Origin of the sequence: Mesorhizobium sp. Root695 (assembly GCF_001428185.1) — a bacterium.
Taxonomy (GTDB): Bacteria; Pseudomonadota; Alphaproteobacteria; order Rhizobiales; family Rhizobiaceae; genus Mesorhizobium.
This window is the reverse complement of record NZ_LMHO01000007.1, coordinates 26448-41754: the sequence shown is the minus strand read 5'-3', so window position 1 is coordinate 41754 and position 15307 is coordinate 26448. Positions and strand designations below refer to the sequence as shown.

Annotated in this window: 18 protein-coding genes; 12 read left to right on the top strand and 6 right to left on the bottom strand. The window is 61.1% G+C overall.

What is annotated here, in order from left to right:
• The first annotated feature begins 58 nt into the window (after positions 1 to 58).
• The 4 genes from pgsA to ASD99_RS08905 all read left to right on the top strand — a co-directional run bounded on the left by pgsA (position 59) and on the right by ASD99_RS08905 (position 2302).
• Positions 59 to 655: a CDP-diacylglycerol--glycerol-3-phosphate 3-phosphatidyltransferase gene (pgsA, locus tag ASD99_RS08920; protein WP_023673449.1), complete on the top strand. Its 597-nt coding sequence runs from the start codon at positions 59 to 61 to the stop codon at positions 653 to 655.
• Between the two features lies 1 nt (position 656).
• On the top strand, positions 657 to 914 hold the full coding sequence (gene moaD, locus ASD99_RS08915) for a molybdopterin converting factor subunit 1 (protein WP_056587038.1): 258 nt from the start codon (positions 657 to 659) through the stop codon (positions 912 to 914).
• A 1-nt stretch (position 915) separates the two neighbouring features.
• Positions 916 to 1392, top strand: coding sequence for a molybdenum cofactor biosynthesis protein MoaE (locus ASD99_RS08910; RefSeq protein ID WP_056587040.1), 477 nt, complete (start codon positions 916 to 918; stop codon positions 1390 to 1392).
• Between the two features lie 145 nt (positions 1393 to 1537).
• On the top strand, positions 1538 to 2302 hold the full coding sequence (locus tag ASD99_RS08905) for a YbaY family lipoprotein (RefSeq protein WP_056587169.1): 765 nt from the start codon (positions 1538 to 1540) through the stop codon (positions 2300 to 2302).
• 66 nt (positions 2303 to 2368) lie between these two features.
• On the opposite strand, the gene ndk is transcribed toward ASD99_RS08905, so the two are convergent.
• The gene (gene ndk, locus ASD99_RS08900; RefSeq protein ID WP_013532476.1) at positions 2369 to 2791 is read right to left on the bottom strand and encodes a nucleoside-diphosphate kinase; all 423 of its coding nucleotides are present in this window, start codon (positions 2789 to 2791) and stop codon (positions 2369 to 2371) included.
• Between the two features lie 292 nt (positions 2792 to 3083).
• Between ndk and ASD99_RS08895 the strand changes: the two genes are divergently transcribed.
• Positions 3084 to 3332: a DUF2934 domain-containing protein gene (locus tag ASD99_RS08895; RefSeq protein ID WP_056587043.1), complete on the top strand. Its 249-nt coding sequence runs from the start codon at positions 3084 to 3086 to the stop codon at positions 3330 to 3332.
• Positions 3333 to 3419: 87 nt separating this feature from the next.
• Here ASD99_RS08895 and ASD99_RS08890 read toward each other — a convergent pair whose 3' ends face one another.
• Positions 3420 to 4112: a glutathione S-transferase family protein gene (locus ASD99_RS08890; protein WP_057143360.1), complete on the bottom strand. Its 693-nt coding sequence runs from the start codon at positions 4110 to 4112 to the stop codon at positions 3420 to 3422.
• A 60-nt stretch (positions 4113 to 4172) separates the two neighbouring features.
• Between ASD99_RS08890 and ASD99_RS08885 the strand changes: the two genes are divergently transcribed.
• Positions 4173 to 4685, top strand: coding sequence for a DinB family protein (locus ASD99_RS08885; protein ID WP_056587049.1), 513 nt, complete (start codon positions 4173 to 4175; stop codon positions 4683 to 4685).
• Positions 4686 to 4737: 52 nt separating this feature from the next.
• Here ASD99_RS08885 and ASD99_RS08880 read toward each other — a convergent pair whose 3' ends face one another.
• Both ASD99_RS08880 and ASD99_RS08875 read right to left on the bottom strand, forming a co-directional pair.
• On the bottom strand, positions 4738 to 5328 hold the full coding sequence (locus ASD99_RS08880; protein ID WP_057143420.1) for a GNAT family N-acetyltransferase: 591 nt from the start codon (positions 5326 to 5328) through the stop codon (positions 4738 to 4740).
• A 71-nt stretch (positions 5329 to 5399) separates the two neighbouring features.
• Entirely contained in the window at positions 5400 to 6359 is a 960-nt protein-coding gene (locus ASD99_RS08875) for a LysR substrate-binding domain-containing protein (RefSeq protein ID WP_056587053.1), read from the bottom strand.
• Positions 6360 to 6468: 109 nt separating this feature from the next.
• Here ASD99_RS08875 and ASD99_RS33865 point away from each other — a divergent pair, with 109 nt between their 5' ends.
• The 6 genes from ASD99_RS33865 to ASD99_RS08845 all read left to right on the top strand — a co-directional run bounded on the left by ASD99_RS33865 (position 6469) and on the right by ASD99_RS08845 (position 13308).
• A complete protein-coding gene (locus ASD99_RS33865) occupies positions 6469 to 7302 on the top strand; it encodes a hypothetical protein (RefSeq protein WP_056587056.1) in 834 nt (277 codons plus the stop codon).
• A gap of 45 nt (positions 7303 to 7347) precedes the next feature.
• On the top strand, positions 7348 to 8274 hold the full coding sequence (locus ASD99_RS08865) for a DMT family transporter (protein ID WP_057143419.1): 927 nt from the start codon (positions 7348 to 7350) through the stop codon (positions 8272 to 8274).
• Positions 8267 to 8470: a hypothetical protein gene (locus ASD99_RS08860; protein WP_056587064.1), complete on the top strand. Its 204-nt coding sequence runs from the start codon at positions 8267 to 8269 to the stop codon at positions 8468 to 8470. Before ASD99_RS08865 ends, ASD99_RS08860 begins: the two co-directional genes overlap by 8 nt.
• Before the next feature lie 162 nt (positions 8471 to 8632).
• Entirely contained in the window at positions 8633 to 9082 is a 450-nt protein-coding gene (locus ASD99_RS08855; RefSeq protein ID WP_082583211.1) for a MucR family transcriptional regulator, read from the top strand.
• 138 nt (positions 9083 to 9220) lie between these two features.
• Positions 9221 to 11098, top strand: a complete 1878-nt coding sequence (locus ASD99_RS08850) for an ABC-F family ATP-binding cassette domain-containing protein (protein WP_056587069.1) — start codon at positions 9221 to 9223, stop codon at positions 11096 to 11098.
• Between the two features lie 89 nt (positions 11099 to 11187).
• On the top strand, positions 11188 to 13308 hold the full coding sequence (locus ASD99_RS08845; protein WP_057143359.1) for a molybdopterin-dependent oxidoreductase: 2121 nt from the start codon (positions 11188 to 11190) through the stop codon (positions 13306 to 13308).
• 102 nt (positions 13309 to 13410) lie between these two features.
• Here ASD99_RS08845 and ASD99_RS33200 read toward each other — a convergent pair whose 3' ends face one another.
• Both ASD99_RS33200 and ASD99_RS08840 read right to left on the bottom strand, forming a co-directional pair.
• Positions 13411 to 13914 (bottom strand): hypothetical protein, encoded by a 504-nt coding sequence (locus tag ASD99_RS33200; RefSeq protein WP_156388956.1) that lies wholly within the window; start codon positions 13912 to 13914, stop codon positions 13411 to 13413.
• A 187-nt stretch (positions 13915 to 14101) separates the two neighbouring features.
• The gene (locus tag ASD99_RS08840) at positions 14102 to 15244 is read right to left on the bottom strand and encodes a flavin-containing monooxygenase (protein WP_057143358.1); all 1143 of its coding nucleotides are present in this window, start codon (positions 15242 to 15244) and stop codon (positions 14102 to 14104) included.
• Positions 15245 to 15307 lie beyond the last annotated feature (63 nt).

Here is a 15307-nt window from a genome sequence, read left to right as displayed (position 1 = left end):
GTTGACCCCCCACATTCGCATCTGATTTGAGTACGCAGGCAGAAAGAGTCCCCCGGATATGGCCAAGCGCGCGTTCAACCTTCCCAACATGCTCACCTATGCCCGCATCGTCGCGGTGCCGCTGGTGGTGCTGTGCTTTTTTCTCGAAGGACATCTGAAGTCGAGCGACTTCGCCCGCTGGTCGGCACTGATCATCTTCCTGCTAGCCTCGATCACCGATTATCTGGATGGCTACCTGGCGCGCGCCTGGCAGCAGACCTCCAACATCGGCAAGATGCTTGACCCGATCGCCGACAAGCTGCTGGTCGCCACCTGCCTGCTGCTGCTGGCCGCCGACACCGACCGTCATGCCGGCATCGCCGGATGGTCGCTGTGGGCGGCGATCATCATCCTTTGCCGCGAAATCCTCGTCTCGGGCCTGCGCGAATATCTGGCGGCGCTGAAGGTCTCGGTGCCGGTGACGCAGCTGGCAAAATGGAAGACCGCGATCCAGATGGTCGCCATCGCCTTCCTGCTTGCGGGGCCTGCCGGCGACAAGATCTTCCCGCTGACCACCCAGACCGGGCTGGTGCTGCTGTGGATCGCGGCCCTGGTCACGCTCTACACCGGCTACGATTATTTCCGTGCCGGCCTCAAGCACATCATGGACGAGTGAGATGACGACCCGGCTCATCTATTTTGCCTGGGTGCGCGAACGCATCGGCGTGGCTGAGGAAGACATCGACTTGCCTGCTGGCATCGAGACGGTCGCCGATCTCCTGCGCTGGCTGAAATCGCGCGGCGAAGAATACGAGCATGCGCTGCAATATCCCGACGTGATCCGCGTCGCCATCAACCGGGAACATGTCGAGCACGGCGAGAAGATCGCAGGCGCGCGCGAGATTGCGCTGTTCCCGCCGATGACCGGAGGCTGACATGACCGGTGCGGTCGTACCCGTCGTGCGCATTCAGGCGCAGGATTTTGACGTCGCCGCCGAGATCGCCAGACTGACGCAAGGCCGCGCCGATATCGGCGCGGTGGTTTCTTTCTCCGGCCTTTGCCGGGACGAGCAGGGCACCTTGTCGGCGCTCGAGCTCGAGCACTATCCCGGTATGGCCGAAGCAGAAATCGCCCGCATCGCTGCCGAGGCGGTCGAGCGCTGGCCGTTGCAGGGCCTCACCGCCGTCCACCGCCACGGCAAGGTCGCGCCCGGCGAGAACATCGTGCTGGTGGTGACCGCCTCGGCGCATCGCCAGGCGGCGTTCGAGGCGGCGAGCTTCCTCATGGACTATTTGAAATCGCGCGCGCCCTTCTGGAAGAAGGAGCATCGCGCTGACGGCTCGGAGGGCGGCTGGGTCGAGGCCAAGGAGGCCGACGACGAGGCGGCCGGCCGCTGGAAATCGTCAGACTAAAATACCGCCGCAGCCATGCATTGACCGCAATCCTTTGGCTAATTGAGCGCGGCTGGTCAGCCTGGGCGTTGACAGCCGGGACATTGGCAGCCCCGGGGCACTGTCCAGCCTGGGCACTTGGCGGCCCGGGGCAATGGAGATGGTCATGCTGGACAGGATCGCTGAGTTCTTCGTCTTCGGTTTCGTGCCTCTGGTCGTCGGCATATTGGCCGTGCCGGAACTGTCTGTTGCCGCCGAAGATTCCGTGAGAGGCGAGGTGATCTATCGCGAGCGCATCGCCTTGCCGCCCAGTGCCGTGCTCTCCGTCCAGCTTGCGGATGTGTCACTGGCCGATGCGCCGGCCACTATTATCGGCGAGCAGAAAGTGAATCCGACCGGCCAGGTGCCGATCAGCTTCGAGATCAAATTCGACCCTTCCCTCATCCGGTCGCAGATGACTTATGCGCTGCAAGCCAGGATTACCGTCGATGACAAGCTCCTGTTCATCTCCGACATGCGCCATCAGGTCGATCCGCTGACCGACGTGCCGCAGACCATCATGCTGAAGATGGTGACGCCGAGCGCCGAGCCGGCGGTTTCGGTCTTTGACCAGCTCTGGCTGGTCGACTATGTCGACGGCATCGGTGCCATTGCCGCCCCGCAAGCGACGTTCAGGGTCAGCGGGGCCGGCAAGGCAGGCGGCAGCGGCCCCTGCAACACCTATTTCGCCACCGCCAAGGTCGATGGCCAAACAATAGCGGTCAGCGACATCGGCTCGACCTACAAGGCCTGCGCGCCGGAGGTGATGGCTGAGGAAAAGGCGATGTTCGATGCATTGGCCAAGGCCGCGTCATACAGTGTCGATGCCGGCAAGCTCGTTATATCAGACAAGGACGGCCGCGAGATCCTGCGCCTTAGCGCCGCGAGCTGACCGTCAATGAGAAAGGCCGGCGAAAACACCGGTCTTTTTACGGGATCCAACGTCTGGACTATCGGCTCAGCCGACGATCTCGGTGTCCGAGAACCAGTACTTGATCTCTTCTGCCGCGGTCTCCGGCGCATCGGAGCCGTGCACCGAGTTTTCGCCGATCGATAGCGCATGCACCTTGCGGATGGTGCCTTCGGCGGCGTTGGCCGGGTTGGTGGCGCCCATCACTTCGCGGTTCCTGGCAATGGCATTCTCGCCTTCCAGCACCTGCACGACGGTCGGTGCGGACGACATGAATTCAACCAGCTCGCCGAAGAACGGGCGATCCTTGTGGACGGCATAGAAGCCTTCAGCTTCGCGGCGGCTCATCCAGACCCGGCGCGAGGCGATGACGCGCAGGCCGGCCTCTTCCAGCATCCTGGTGATGGCGCCGGTGAGGTTGCGCCGGGTTGCGTCCGGCTTGATCATGGAAAATGTGCGTTCGAGCGCCATGGGTCGTCCTTGTCTGTGAATGGAATTGAGAGTGGCGGGCTCTATACAAGCCGCCCGGCTCATTGCCAAGGGGTGAGGAACGGTCCGCGAGGCGGACGGAAAGCCAATTGCTTGGCTTTCCGAGTGGCTAATGCCCGGAGCGATAGCGAAGGGCCAGATCAAGCGTGCGTTCTGTATAGGGCCAGCGCCGATGAGGTAGACCACCGCCGAGACCAGACAGCTGCACAGCAACGCGTTGCTTGCTATACTCTCGCGTCGGCGCCGCGCTGAAGTCGGCCCGCATGGAGACAACATGACCATGGCAGACGATCGTCAGGAACGCATTCGCAACCGCGCGCATCAGATCTGGCTGCAAGAGGGACAGCCGGCTGGACACCATGAGCGCCATTGGCATCAGGCGGCAGCCGATGTCGACCAGGAGGATGCCGTGGGGAAGTCGGCAGCCAAGAAGGCATCTGGCGCCGGCAAGGCAAAAGCCGCCCCCAAGGAAGCAAAAGCTGCCACGAAGGCCAGCAAGCCAAGGAAGGTAGCGGCCAAGTAAGGCCTGGCTATCGCCTTGCGGCTGACCTTTTTTGCAGGACATTGACGGCCCACGTGCTGCCTTGCGGCAAGGTCAGGCGTTGCGGCGTCACGCTGCCGCGGCCACTTTTCGTCCCAGCCCGCCATGCAGGTCGAGGCAGCGGGCGAACCACTGCGCCACCACATCCCCGTCGTCGAGCAGTTGGTAAGGCGAGGCTATGCGCGCCCATTGCAGCGCGCCGAAGACGATATAGTCGGCAAACAGCGGCGAACCGCCACCGATGAATGGCTGATAGCCGAGCATTGAACGCAAGGGTTCCAGCGAGGCCCTGAAGGCGCCGCGCCCGGCGTCTCGGGCTGCCATCACGTCTTCCAGCCGCTTGCCGAGACGCTGCTCCCGGTTCTGGCGGAAATAGACGGCGTTTTCCGCGTCCTGCATGGCATGAAGGTCCATGATTGCCGCGGTGGTCACATAGGGATGGATGGTCAGTTGCGACCAGCGTTCGATGAAGCGCGCCATCGCCTTGCCGCCTTCGCCGCCAAACAGCGTCGGCCGGTCCGGATAGGCTTCATTGAGATAGAGCGCGATGGCGAAGGAATCCGCGACGACCGTCTCGCCATCCCGGATCACCGGAACGGTTCTCGAAACGCCGCCCTCAACAGTGGGCACCTCGAGAAAGCGCGTCGGCGCGGTTGATATGTCGAGCCCCTTGTGGGCAAGCGCCATCGCCACCTTCCAGCAGTGCGGGCTGAACGGACGTGTGGTGTCGCGTCCGACGAGGTCATAGAGCAGAATGGTCATTGGCGGCGGCGTTCCTGCGGGTTAGGTAGGCCCCGCATCGACGCGAGCCGAGGGGAAGCCATGAGACAGCATTTCATGATGTTTGCGGCCTATAATCAATGGGCCAATGGCCGCATCTATGATGCCGCTGCCGAACTCGACGAAGAGGAATTCAACCGCGACGTCGGCGCTTTCTTCGGCTCGATGATGGGCACGCTCAACCACCTGCTGACAGCCGACCGCATCTGGATGAAGCGATTCACCGGTGAGGGCGACGCGCCGACGACGCTGGACGCCGTCCTGCATCGGGGGTTGGCCGGCCTGCGGATGGCGCGTGAAGCCGAGGACAGGAGGATCATCGATTGGGTCGGTGGCCTCAGCGACAAGGCGTTGACGGGCCGCTTCACCTACATGACCGTCTCGGACATGCGCACGGTCTCGCAAAGGCTGGCGCCGGCGCTGGACCATGTCTTCAACCACCAGACCCACCACCGCGGCCAGGCGCATACGATTCTGACCATCCTGGGACGACCAAGCCTGGGGTTGGATCTGATGCTCTTCCAGCGCACCGAAGAGGGCAGGGCTTTCGCCTGATCCCTGCGACGTTTTGCGGTTGTGGTTCCGAAGGTTTGAGGTCCCGCGCTCACTATCGCTGCATTTTGTGCCGCAGCATCGTCTTTACGTCAGGCCATTCGGAATCGATGATACTGAACCGGACTGAATTGCGCTTCCGTCCGTCCGGCATGATCCGCTCGTTGCGAACGATCCCTTCCTGCTTGGCCCCAATTCGCAGAATGGCTGCCCTTGACGTGTCGTTCTGTTCGTCTGTCGTGAATTGCACCCGGACACATCCCATGACCTCGAAGGCATGGGTCAGGAGAAGATACTTCGCCTCGGTATTGACCCCGGACCGCTGAACCGAGCTGCTTAGCCAGCTATGCCCGATCTCCAGCTTTCTATTTGCGCGATCGATCTTCCAAAAGCGCGTACTTCCGCAAATCAGCCCCGTGCTGCGCAGGACGACTGCATAAGGCATGACAGTGCCGACCTGTCGTCCGGCCAGGGCGCCTTCAATATATGCATCGATCGTGTCTGGCCCGGGGACCACCGTGGACTTCAGGTTCCACAGCACACCATCCGCCGCCGCGCTCAGAAGCCCCAAGGAATGGTCCTGCTGAAGCGGCGTGAGTTCAACGGTCTTGCCGACCAAGGCAGGCTGTATGGATTGGACGTCCATTAACCGGTGGCCCTCAACTTGCTCTTGCCGGTCTAATCTCATCGGCAGACAACCAAATGCTTGCCTGAAATTCAGATAGCGGCCGAAGCCTCGCCGCTGATTTCGCTGTCCATCTGGCACTGCGTCAGAGCCGCTTCCGCCATCACCCACTGTTTGAACAGCTGGACCTTGCGAGCGGCAAGGCTCTTTGGGGGGGAGACAAAATACCAACCAGCCGTGTTCGGATGGTGGACGGCGAATGGAGCCACCAGCCTTTCGGCTCGGATATCGCTGGCCATATAGGCACGGTTGGCCACCGCAAAACCCATCCCAGAATTGGCTGCCTCGTAGGACATCATGCACGAGTCGAAATAGATGCTTTTGGTCTCGCTGAGCACGAAGCTGGCGCCGGCGAAACCAAGCCAGGATTGCCAGTTCTGGGTGCAGGTATCGGAATGCAGCAGGGTGAAGTGCTTGAGGTCGTCCGGTGTCACCTTCGACAGCTGCCTATCGCCGAGGACTTCATGGAACAGCTTGCGGCTGCACACCGGCGTCAGGTCTTCCCGAAACAGCAGATCGGATTGCAGCCCGTGAAAGTGACCGTCGCCGTAGCGGATTTCAAGATCGAATTCGGAAGTCGTGAACTCATGCGTCGCGTAGGAGGTCGAAACGCGCATCTCGATGTCCGGGTATTGCCGCTGGAACAGCGGCAGACGCGGAAACAGCCAGCGTGCGGCAAAAGTCGGCAACACGGAAATCTTCAACACATGCTCCTGTGATTGCCCGGTCGCTTCCATGCTGGCGGCGACGATTCGCTCGAGCGCCTCGCGAACGCGCGAGACATAGGTCTCGCCCTCCGGCGTCAGCGACACCGCATTGCCGCCGCGCTGGAAGATCTTGAAGCGCAGCTGATCCTCAAGGCTTTTCACGCGCTGGCTGACCGCTGAAGCGGTGATAAACTGTTCTTCGCCGGCGCGCGTGAAATTCCCGTGCCTCGCAGCACTCTCCACGATTTTAAGCGAATTGAGGTTGACCTGACTGAGCAGACGCACGGTTTCGACCTTAAGCTTGGCTTACACTAGCACCAGCATTCCTAATTTTACAGGGGTGGGTGAATTAATCGACTGTTCACCAAGTGTTGCCCCCTCCTGGAGAAGTAGAATGAACGCCCATACAATTCCCGAACTGCGCTACGCGATGAGCCGTGAAGCCATCATCGGCCATGAGACGGCCTGGAAAGTGTCCAGTTTCGGCGTCGCGCAATATCTGCACGGCTATGACCCGGCACTGCTTGCCGCGATCGAGGTGGCTGCTCTGAAGCTCAAGGCCAGCCATGCCGTGCACAAGCACCTCGATCTGACCTTCATCACCGGGGCCGACCGTTTCATCCCCGAGATCAAGGAATTGCTGCATGACAAGCTGCGCCTGGAACGGCTGTCCGACATGATGGGCACCAAGCTGGAGCCCTATCCGCTGTCGATCGTCGGCTCGACGGTCACCTTCATGAACCCCAAGGACGGCGCCGTGGAATGGCATTGCGATGGCGTTCCGGTCACCGAACTCATCCCGCTGTCGATCAGCAATCCGCTGGTCGGCGGCCACCTCGAAATCTATTGTGACGACTCCGAAACCGGCCGCGCCATCCTCGAATCCGGCCGCGAAATCCCGCGCAACCGTGTCATGCGCATCGATCACAAGATGAATTACGCGACGCTCGGGCAGTTCCTGGGGGTCTTGCATCGCACCGCCCCGATCCGGTTCGGCGAGCGCGTCACGCTGGTGCTCAACCAGCGCTCGGTGGCCAAACCCTATGTCGACGATAACAGAATGTTCTATCTCGCCGCCGACAACGACCACGACCGTGAGTGGGTCAATGAGCTGGCCGAAGATGTCTGGACCAACCAGCTGCCGGCCTATCGCCGGTTCGAGGCAGAGCATCCGGTGCCGGCCCCCGTCGATGCGCCGGTTCCGGGCGGAGCCAGGGAATCATGGTAAGGAACCATGATCCCGAAAAGTGGGAACCGGTTTTCGGACAGGATCATGGTCGAACAGCAAGATAGAGTCCCAGGCCGGTTGCTTCGGCATGGATCAGGCTCGATATCCGCGCTGGTCTTCGCTGCCGGCGCGGTAGCGCTGTGGTCAACCAATGCGCTAGTCGGCAAATCCTTGCTGGCCAGCCACCCGGTGTCGCAGGTGCAGTTTCTGCAATTTGCGGGCGCCGCACTCGTCTTCGCCGCGATCCGGCTGATGAGCCGGGAAAGAGCCGCGCCGGTCACGGCCGGGGCGGCGCTCATCTCTCTCGCGGTCGGCTTCATCGGTCTGGTCGGCACCATGGTGCTGCAATACATAGCCTTCGCTTCGATGCCGGTGATCGAGGCCAATCTGATGGCCTACACCTGGCCGTTGATGGTCGCGGCGGCGGTCATCGCCTTGCAGAATCCGCGGCGCCCGGCGCTGCTGGGCCTTGCCGCGGTGGTGGGCTTCATTGGCGTTGCATTGGTGATTTCGGGAGGCCGCAACCAATCCTGGCTCCAGGGCGATCTCGTCGGCTATCTCACCGCATTCGGGTCGGCACTTTGCATGGCTTTCTATTCGATCATGGTGGGACGGGTTGCCACCTCGCCGGATCGCTTGTTGCTGCCATCGGCGCTGATCGGCGTCGTCTTGACGTTTCTGTGGTGCGTTCGCGACGGTTTCACCTGGCCCGTCGGCACGGACCTGGCGCTTGGCCTCTATCTGGGCGCCGGCCCGATGGGGTTGGGCTACTATTTCTGGTCACGCGCCTTGAAGCTCGAAGGCAGCGGCAAGGTCGCGGTCGTCGCCTATCTCACGCCGATCGCTTCGACCCTGCTTTTGACCCTGTCCGGTGAACGGCTGACGATGACGGCCATTGTCGGCGCCGTCCTCGTCATCGGCAGTTGCGTCGCGGTCGGTGTGGAACGTTCGGAGGCCGAAAACCATGTTTGACGAAAATGAAACTCTGGCCATTCAGGAAGCGCATTGGCTGATCAAGGAATTTGGCGCCGAGGCGCCGCTTTATGCCGCGATGAAGGCCGAAAAGGCGATAGAGCAAAAGGATTTCGGGCGCTGTGCCCGCTGGAAGCGTATTCTGGAGATATTGGCCGACAGTCCTGCTGCGAAGTCTGCTAGTTCCAAGTATTAGATTTTCTAATTTGCATAGCGCCGATTTCGCATGAAAGCTACTTTTGCCGATTCTTGATTCCTTTTTGAGACTTGGCGGTCCGTTGGGGGACGCGGTTAAAGAGATACATCGACACAAGTCTTCGCTGGGGTGGATGATTTTGTCGCAAATAAGGTGAAAGAATTGTCAAATATCGATGATAAGACCGTTATCGAGCTGACGGCCGATATTGTCTCGGCCTATGTAGGCAACAATCCTCTTCCGGCTTCCGGTCTGCCCGAGTTGATTGCCAGCGTCAGTGCTTCGGTCCGCAAGCTCGCTGGTGCAGCTGTCGCTGAAACCCCAAACCTGGTTCCGGCAGTCAATCCGAAGAAGTCGGTGTTTCCCGACTACATCATCTGCCTTGAGGACGGAAAGAAGTTCAAGTCGCTCAAGCGGCATCTGCGGACCGACTACGGCCTGAGCCCGGACGACTATCGGGCCAAATGGGGCTTGCCGCCGGACTATCCGATGGTTGCGCCAAACTACTCGGCGACACGATCGGCGCTGGCAAAGTCGACAGGACTTGGCCGCAAGCCGGTAGCAGCGCCGGCCACTGTAGCCAAGGCGACGAAGCGCAAGGCGACTGCCTGAGCGCTGCCTGGCCGATAGGCGAGAGCCACTGACCGACTGCTTTGACGGCGCCCTCGCGGGCGTCGTTTCGAGGCCTTGTGCGGCCAACTGGCCCACAAGGTCTTGCGAAGCGTCGATGTCCGGTGCAAAAGCGCGGCCATGCTGATCATCAACGACCTATCGCTCCGCATGGCCGGACGTTTGCTTCTCGACCATGCCTCGCTGACCTTGCCGGCCGGCACCAAGGCCGGCCTTGTCGGCCGCAACGGCACCGGCAAGACGACGCTGTTCAAGGCCATCACCGGTGATTTTCCATCCGAGACAGGCTCGATCAGCCTGCCGAAGAGCACCCGCATCGGCCAGGTGGCGCAGGAAGCGCCAGGCACCGAGGACCCACTGATCGAGATCGTGCTCAAGGCCGATCTCGAACGCACGGCGCTGCTCGAAGAAGAAAAGACGGCGACCGATCCGCACCGCATCGCCGATATCCACATGCGGCTGGCCGACATTGACGCGCACTCAGCCGAGTCCCGCGCCGCCACCATTCTCGCCGGCCTCGGCTTCGATGACGCTGCGCAGAGGCGTCCGGCCTCGTCCTTCTCCGGCGGCTGGCGCATGCGCGTGGCACTCGCCGCGGTGCTGTTTGCCGAGCCCGACCTTCTGCTGCTCGACGAGCCGACCAACTATCTCGACCTCGAAGGCACGCTGTGGCTGGAAAACTATGTGTCGAAATACCCGCACACAGTGCTTTTGATCTCGCACGATCGCGACCTGCTCAACCGCGCCGTCAACTCGATCGTGCATCTCGACCAGAAGAAGCTGACCTTCTGGCGCGGCGGCTACGACCAGTTCGAGCGCCAGTACACCGAGCAGAAGGAATTGCAGGAGAAGGGCCGGGTCAAGCAGGAAGCCGCCCGCAAGCACATGGAATCCTTCGTCGAACGCTTCCGCGCCAAGGCCTCCAAGGCGAGACAGGCACAGTCGCGCATCAAGGCGCTGGAAAAGATGAAGCCGATCGCGGCCATCGTGAACGATTCGGTGCGGCCGTTTTCGTTCCCCGAACCGGTGAAGACGGTGGCATCGCCGATCGTGGCTCTGAACAACGTCAATGTCGGCTACACAGAGGGGCAGCCGATCCTCAAGAAGATGACGTTGCGCATCGACGCCGACGACCGCATCGCGCTGCTCGGCGCCAACGGCAACGGCAAGTCGACCTTCGCCAAATTGCTGTCCGGCCGGCTCAAGCAGGAGAGTGGCACCATGACGGTGGCGCCCGGGCTGAAGGTGGCGATCTTCGCCCAGCATCAGCTCGATGATCTCCGGCCTGAGGAGAACGCCTACGAGCATGTCCGCCGGCTGATGCCGGAGGCGCCGGAATCGAAGGTGCGCGGCCGCGTCGCCCAGTTCGGCCTCACGACCGAGAAGATGAACACCGCCGCCAAGGATCTGTCGGGCGGCGAGAAGGCGCGGCTGCTGATGGGCCTGTCGGCCTTCGAGGGTCCGAACCTGTTCATCCTCGACGAACCGACCAACCATCTCGACATCGACAGCCGCGAATCGCTGATCCACGCGCTGAACGAATTTCCCGGCGCGGTGATCCTGATCTCGCATGATCGTCATCTGCTCGAGGCGACCGCCGACCGGCTGTGGCTGGTCAAGGACGGCGCGGTCAACCCGTATGATGGCGACCTTGAAGACTACAAGACGCTGGTCACCGGCGTGTCCGGCGACCGCCGTGGCAAGCGCGAGGCCGACAAGGCGTCAAAGGCCGATCGACGCCGTGATGCGGCGGCGCGCCGCGCCGCCTTCGAGCCGCTGGCCAAGGAGATCCGCGCCACCGAAGCGCTGATGGACCGCATCCGCAAGCGTATCGACGGCATCGAGGACGAACTGTCCAATCCGGCGGTCTACGAAAAGGATCCCTCGACGGCGACACGGCTGGCCAAGGAGCGCTCGCAACTGGCCCAGACGCTGGCCGGCCACGAGGAGAAGTGGCTGACCATGTCGGCGGAGTATGAGGAAGGCACGGCGGAGTAGGGGAGCGTTCTTCCCTTCTCCCACAGGGGGAGAAGGGAAGGCGCTATCTGGCCCTACACGCCGCCATCCCAAATGACTAGTCTGCCCCCATGAACCAGCGCGCCAAGCTCAGAATCGGCCATTCCGCCTGTCCGCATGATTGCCCGTCGACCTGCGCGCTCGAGGTCGAACTGCTCGACGGAAATCGCATCGGCCGTGTTCATGGCGCCAAGGCCAACAGTTATACGGCCGGCGTCGTTTGCGCCAAGGTCGCGCGTTATGCCGACCGCGTCCACCATCCCGACCGTTTGCTGAAGCCGCTGATCCGCGCCGGTGCCAAGGGCGACGGCGCCTGGAAGGAAGCAAGCTGGGAGGCCGCGCTCGACCTCGTCGCCGAAAAATTCATCGCGGCCGAGGCGAAATACGGCTCGGAGACTGTCTGGCCCTACTACTATGCCGGCACGATGGGGCTCGTGCAGCGCGACGGCATCGACCGGCTGCGCCACGCAAAAAAGTATTCAGGGTTTTTCGGTTCGATCTGCACCAATCTCGCCTGGACTGGCTGGATGATGGGAGCCGGCGCCTTGCGCGGACCGGACCCGCGCGAGATGGCGAAATCCGACTGCGTGGTGATCTGGGGCACCAATGCCGTGGTCACGCAGGTCAACGTCATGACCCACGCCATCAAGGCGCGCAAGGAGCGCGGCGCGAAGATCGTCGTCATCGACGTCTATGAAAACGCGACGATGAAGCAGGCCGATCTCGGCCTGGTGCTGAGACCAGGCACCGACGGCGCACTGGCCTGCGCGGTCATGCATGTGCTGTTCAGGGAAGGCATGGCCGACCGGGCCTATCTCGAAAAATACACCGACGACCCGAAGGGGCTGGAAGAGCATCTGAGGACGCGCACGCCGGAGTGGGCGGCTGATATCACTGGCTTGATGGTCGCCGAGATCGAGGCCTTCGCCAGGCTCGCCGGCACGACCAAGAAAACCTATTTTCGGCTCGGCTATGGCTTCGCGCGCCAGCGCAATGGCGCCGTCAACATGCATGCTGCGTCGTGCATCGCGGCTGTCACCGGCAGCTGGCAATATGAGGGCGGCGGCGCCTTCCATTCCAATTCCGGTATCTTCAAGCTCAACCAGGATGTGCTGGAAGGCACCAAGATGCGCGATCCCTCGATCCGCTATCTCGACCATTCGCGCATCGGGCCGGTGCTGACAGGTGCCAGCGACGCGCTTTATGGCGGCCCGCCGGTGACGGCGATGCTGATCCAGAACACCAACCCGGTGAATGTCGCGCCGGAGCAGCGACTGGTGACGCAGGGCTTCCTGCGCGACGACCTGTTTACCTGCGTGCATGAGCAGTTCATGACCGACACGGCCAAGCTCGCCGATGTCGTGCTGCCGGCGACGATGTTCCTGGAGCATGACGACGTCTACAAGGGCGGCGGCAACCAGCACATCACGCTCGGTCCCAAGCTGATCGAGCCGCCGGAAGGGCCGCGCACCAACCATTTCGTCATCGAGCAATTGGCTGAGCGCCTCGGCGTCGCCGATCGCCCTGGCTTCGGCCTGACCGAACAGCAGCATATCGACATCATCCTGGGCAAGCGCGGGCTGGGCAGCTTTGACAGCTTGAAGGAAGACAAGTGGGTCGACCTGCAGCCGGATTTCGAAACCGCGCATTTCATCAGGGGATTTGGCCATGCGGATGGAAAATTCCGTTTCCGCGCCGACTGGACCGGGCAGGCGGCGCCCAATCGGCCGCCGAAAAGCATGGGTCTGTTCGGCCCGGTGGATCAGCTCCCGGAATTTCCCGACCATGTCGATCTGATCGAGGTCGCCGATGAGGCGCATCCGTTCCGGCTGACGACGTCGCCGGCGCGCAATTTTCTCAATTCAACCTTTGCCGAGACACCGGTGTCGAAGGCCAGGGAAGGTCGCCCGGAACTGCTTTTGCATCCCGACGATGCCGCAGCACTTGGGCTGGCCGACGGCGATCGTGTCGAGGTCGGCAATGCGCGCGGCGAAGTCGTGCTGCATGCAAAGCTGTTCGACGGCATCAAGCGCGGCGTCGTCATCGCCGAAGGCATCTGGCCAAACAGCGCGCACGAGCGCGGTGAAGGTATCAACGTTTTGACTGGCGCCGACGCGCCGGCGCCCTATGGCGGTGCTGCCTTCCACGACAACAAGGTGTGGTTGCGCAAGACGAGGTTGCTGGCGGCATAGCCGGCCGGGGATCTCCTAATCGTGCATCTGGTGATGCAGCAACAACAGCAAAAATATTGCGCGCCACGCATAGATTTCAGTGGCGAATATGTATCGCGAAAGTCAGGAGTTGTTCGAAATGATTTCGGTTTTGGACGGATGCACGTCAAGTTCGTTTGCAAGAAATTTCAAAATATTTTTTATATGGCTGTTGAATGAAATCGAAATGATTAGGTGAAAAACCGCAAAAAACATGAGGTAGAAAACCATATCGGGCGAATTTTTATTGGACGCCAATAAATATATCCATCCAAAAAAAGCTAAAATTAAAACCGGATACGATATCCACGTCCCGCTATTAACAAATGATCCCCGGATAAATTTAACTCCTTCACTTTCTATAAAATGTGCTTTAAAGGTCGTTATGTTCCTGTATACCCCAGCTTCAATCCAGAATTTCTTATTAATTTTGTCTACAGCCACTAGATTTATTATATTGCTACGTTTCTCCTTCGTATCAGAAAATCTAAAAAATATATCTTTTTCTGATGTCTCGTATTTAAAATTCCCAACCATTCTTGGGAAGGCCAAAATTCTTAGGAAATTGCTATATTTGAGAGGTTCCATGAAGCGCTGCTTGGTCCCATTTGCGAAATACGAGGTCTCGCATAAATTCCTAAGTTAAAGCTACGATTTTGCACCTGAGCTTTGCAACACCCTTTAGGGGGCTTTGACGGCGCTTGTCGCCGCCAGCTGACGAAGGAGATCGCCGGCATGATGCTGAGGACTGTACTAGGATAAGGCAGACCGCCGATCACACCGGCAGGATTTCAGCCGCCTTTTTCCGGTTTCGCCCAAGGCGGATGTCGTCGGCGATCTGCTGTGCCTCGATCGAGATTTCGCGCAGCAATCCGGTGACTGGATTGTGAAAGCCGATGAGATAAAGGCCGAGGTCCGAAGCGCGCGCGTTGACGCCGCTGCCCCCTGGCTGGACGCCGGGCTCCAGCAATTTGGCGTAGCCGGGCCTGAAGCCGGTGGCGAAGATGATCGCATCGAACGCGCCATGCCTGCCGTCGGCAAAACGGGCGCCTTGTTCGGTGATCTCGGCAATATCGGGTGCGACCTTGATTGCGCCCTCGCGGATCTTGCGGACCGTGCCGACGTCGATCGTTGGAATGCGCGACGCCAGGGCGATCTGCTGCAGCATTCCCTGCCGCGGCCGCTTGAGCCCGTATTTTCCCAGCCTGCCCAGCGCCAGATCGAGGATGATGGGGAACAAGGCATCATTGATGCGTTGCGGCATCAGGCGCGCCGCCATGCCGATCATCTGGATGGGCACGCCAAGCAGCTCGCGCGGCACGATATGAACGCCGCCGCGCACCGAAATCGTCGGTCGCGCACCGCCTTCCACCAGATCGAGCGCAATCTCGGCGCCGGTATTGCCCATGCCGACGATCAGCACCGACTGGCCGGCAAAGGGCGTGGCGTTGCGATAGTCGGCGCTATGCAGCTTTTTGCCCACGAAGGTATCTGCGCCGGCAAATCCCGGCATCAGCGGCTCTGCGTTGTTGCCTGACGCGATCACCACGTGTGAAGCGTGCAGGGGGCCTGTCGTCGTGTCCACGAGCCAGCGTCTGCCTTGCCGGGTGACCGCCCGTACGGTTTCTCCAAATCGGGGCCGCAGGTCGAAGCGTTGCACATAGGCATCGAGATATGCGGCGAAGAGATCGCGCGGCACATAGCGCGGATAATCCCTTGGAAAGGGCACGAAGGGCAGCGAGGAATAGCGTTTGGTCGTGTGCAAATGGACGCGCTCATAGTGGCGTCGCCAGGCGGGTGCGGCCTGCTGCTCTTTTTCAAGGAGGACGAAATCCTGCCCGGCCTGCCTCAGGCACGCGGCAATGGCCAGGCCCGCCGGCCCGGCACCGATGATTGCAACTGGGGTGGTGTCGTCCAAGCGGGCCTCCGCCGACAAATTCGCTTCCGGAGAATGGCGGAAGCATGGCAGCCGGAGCCTGCC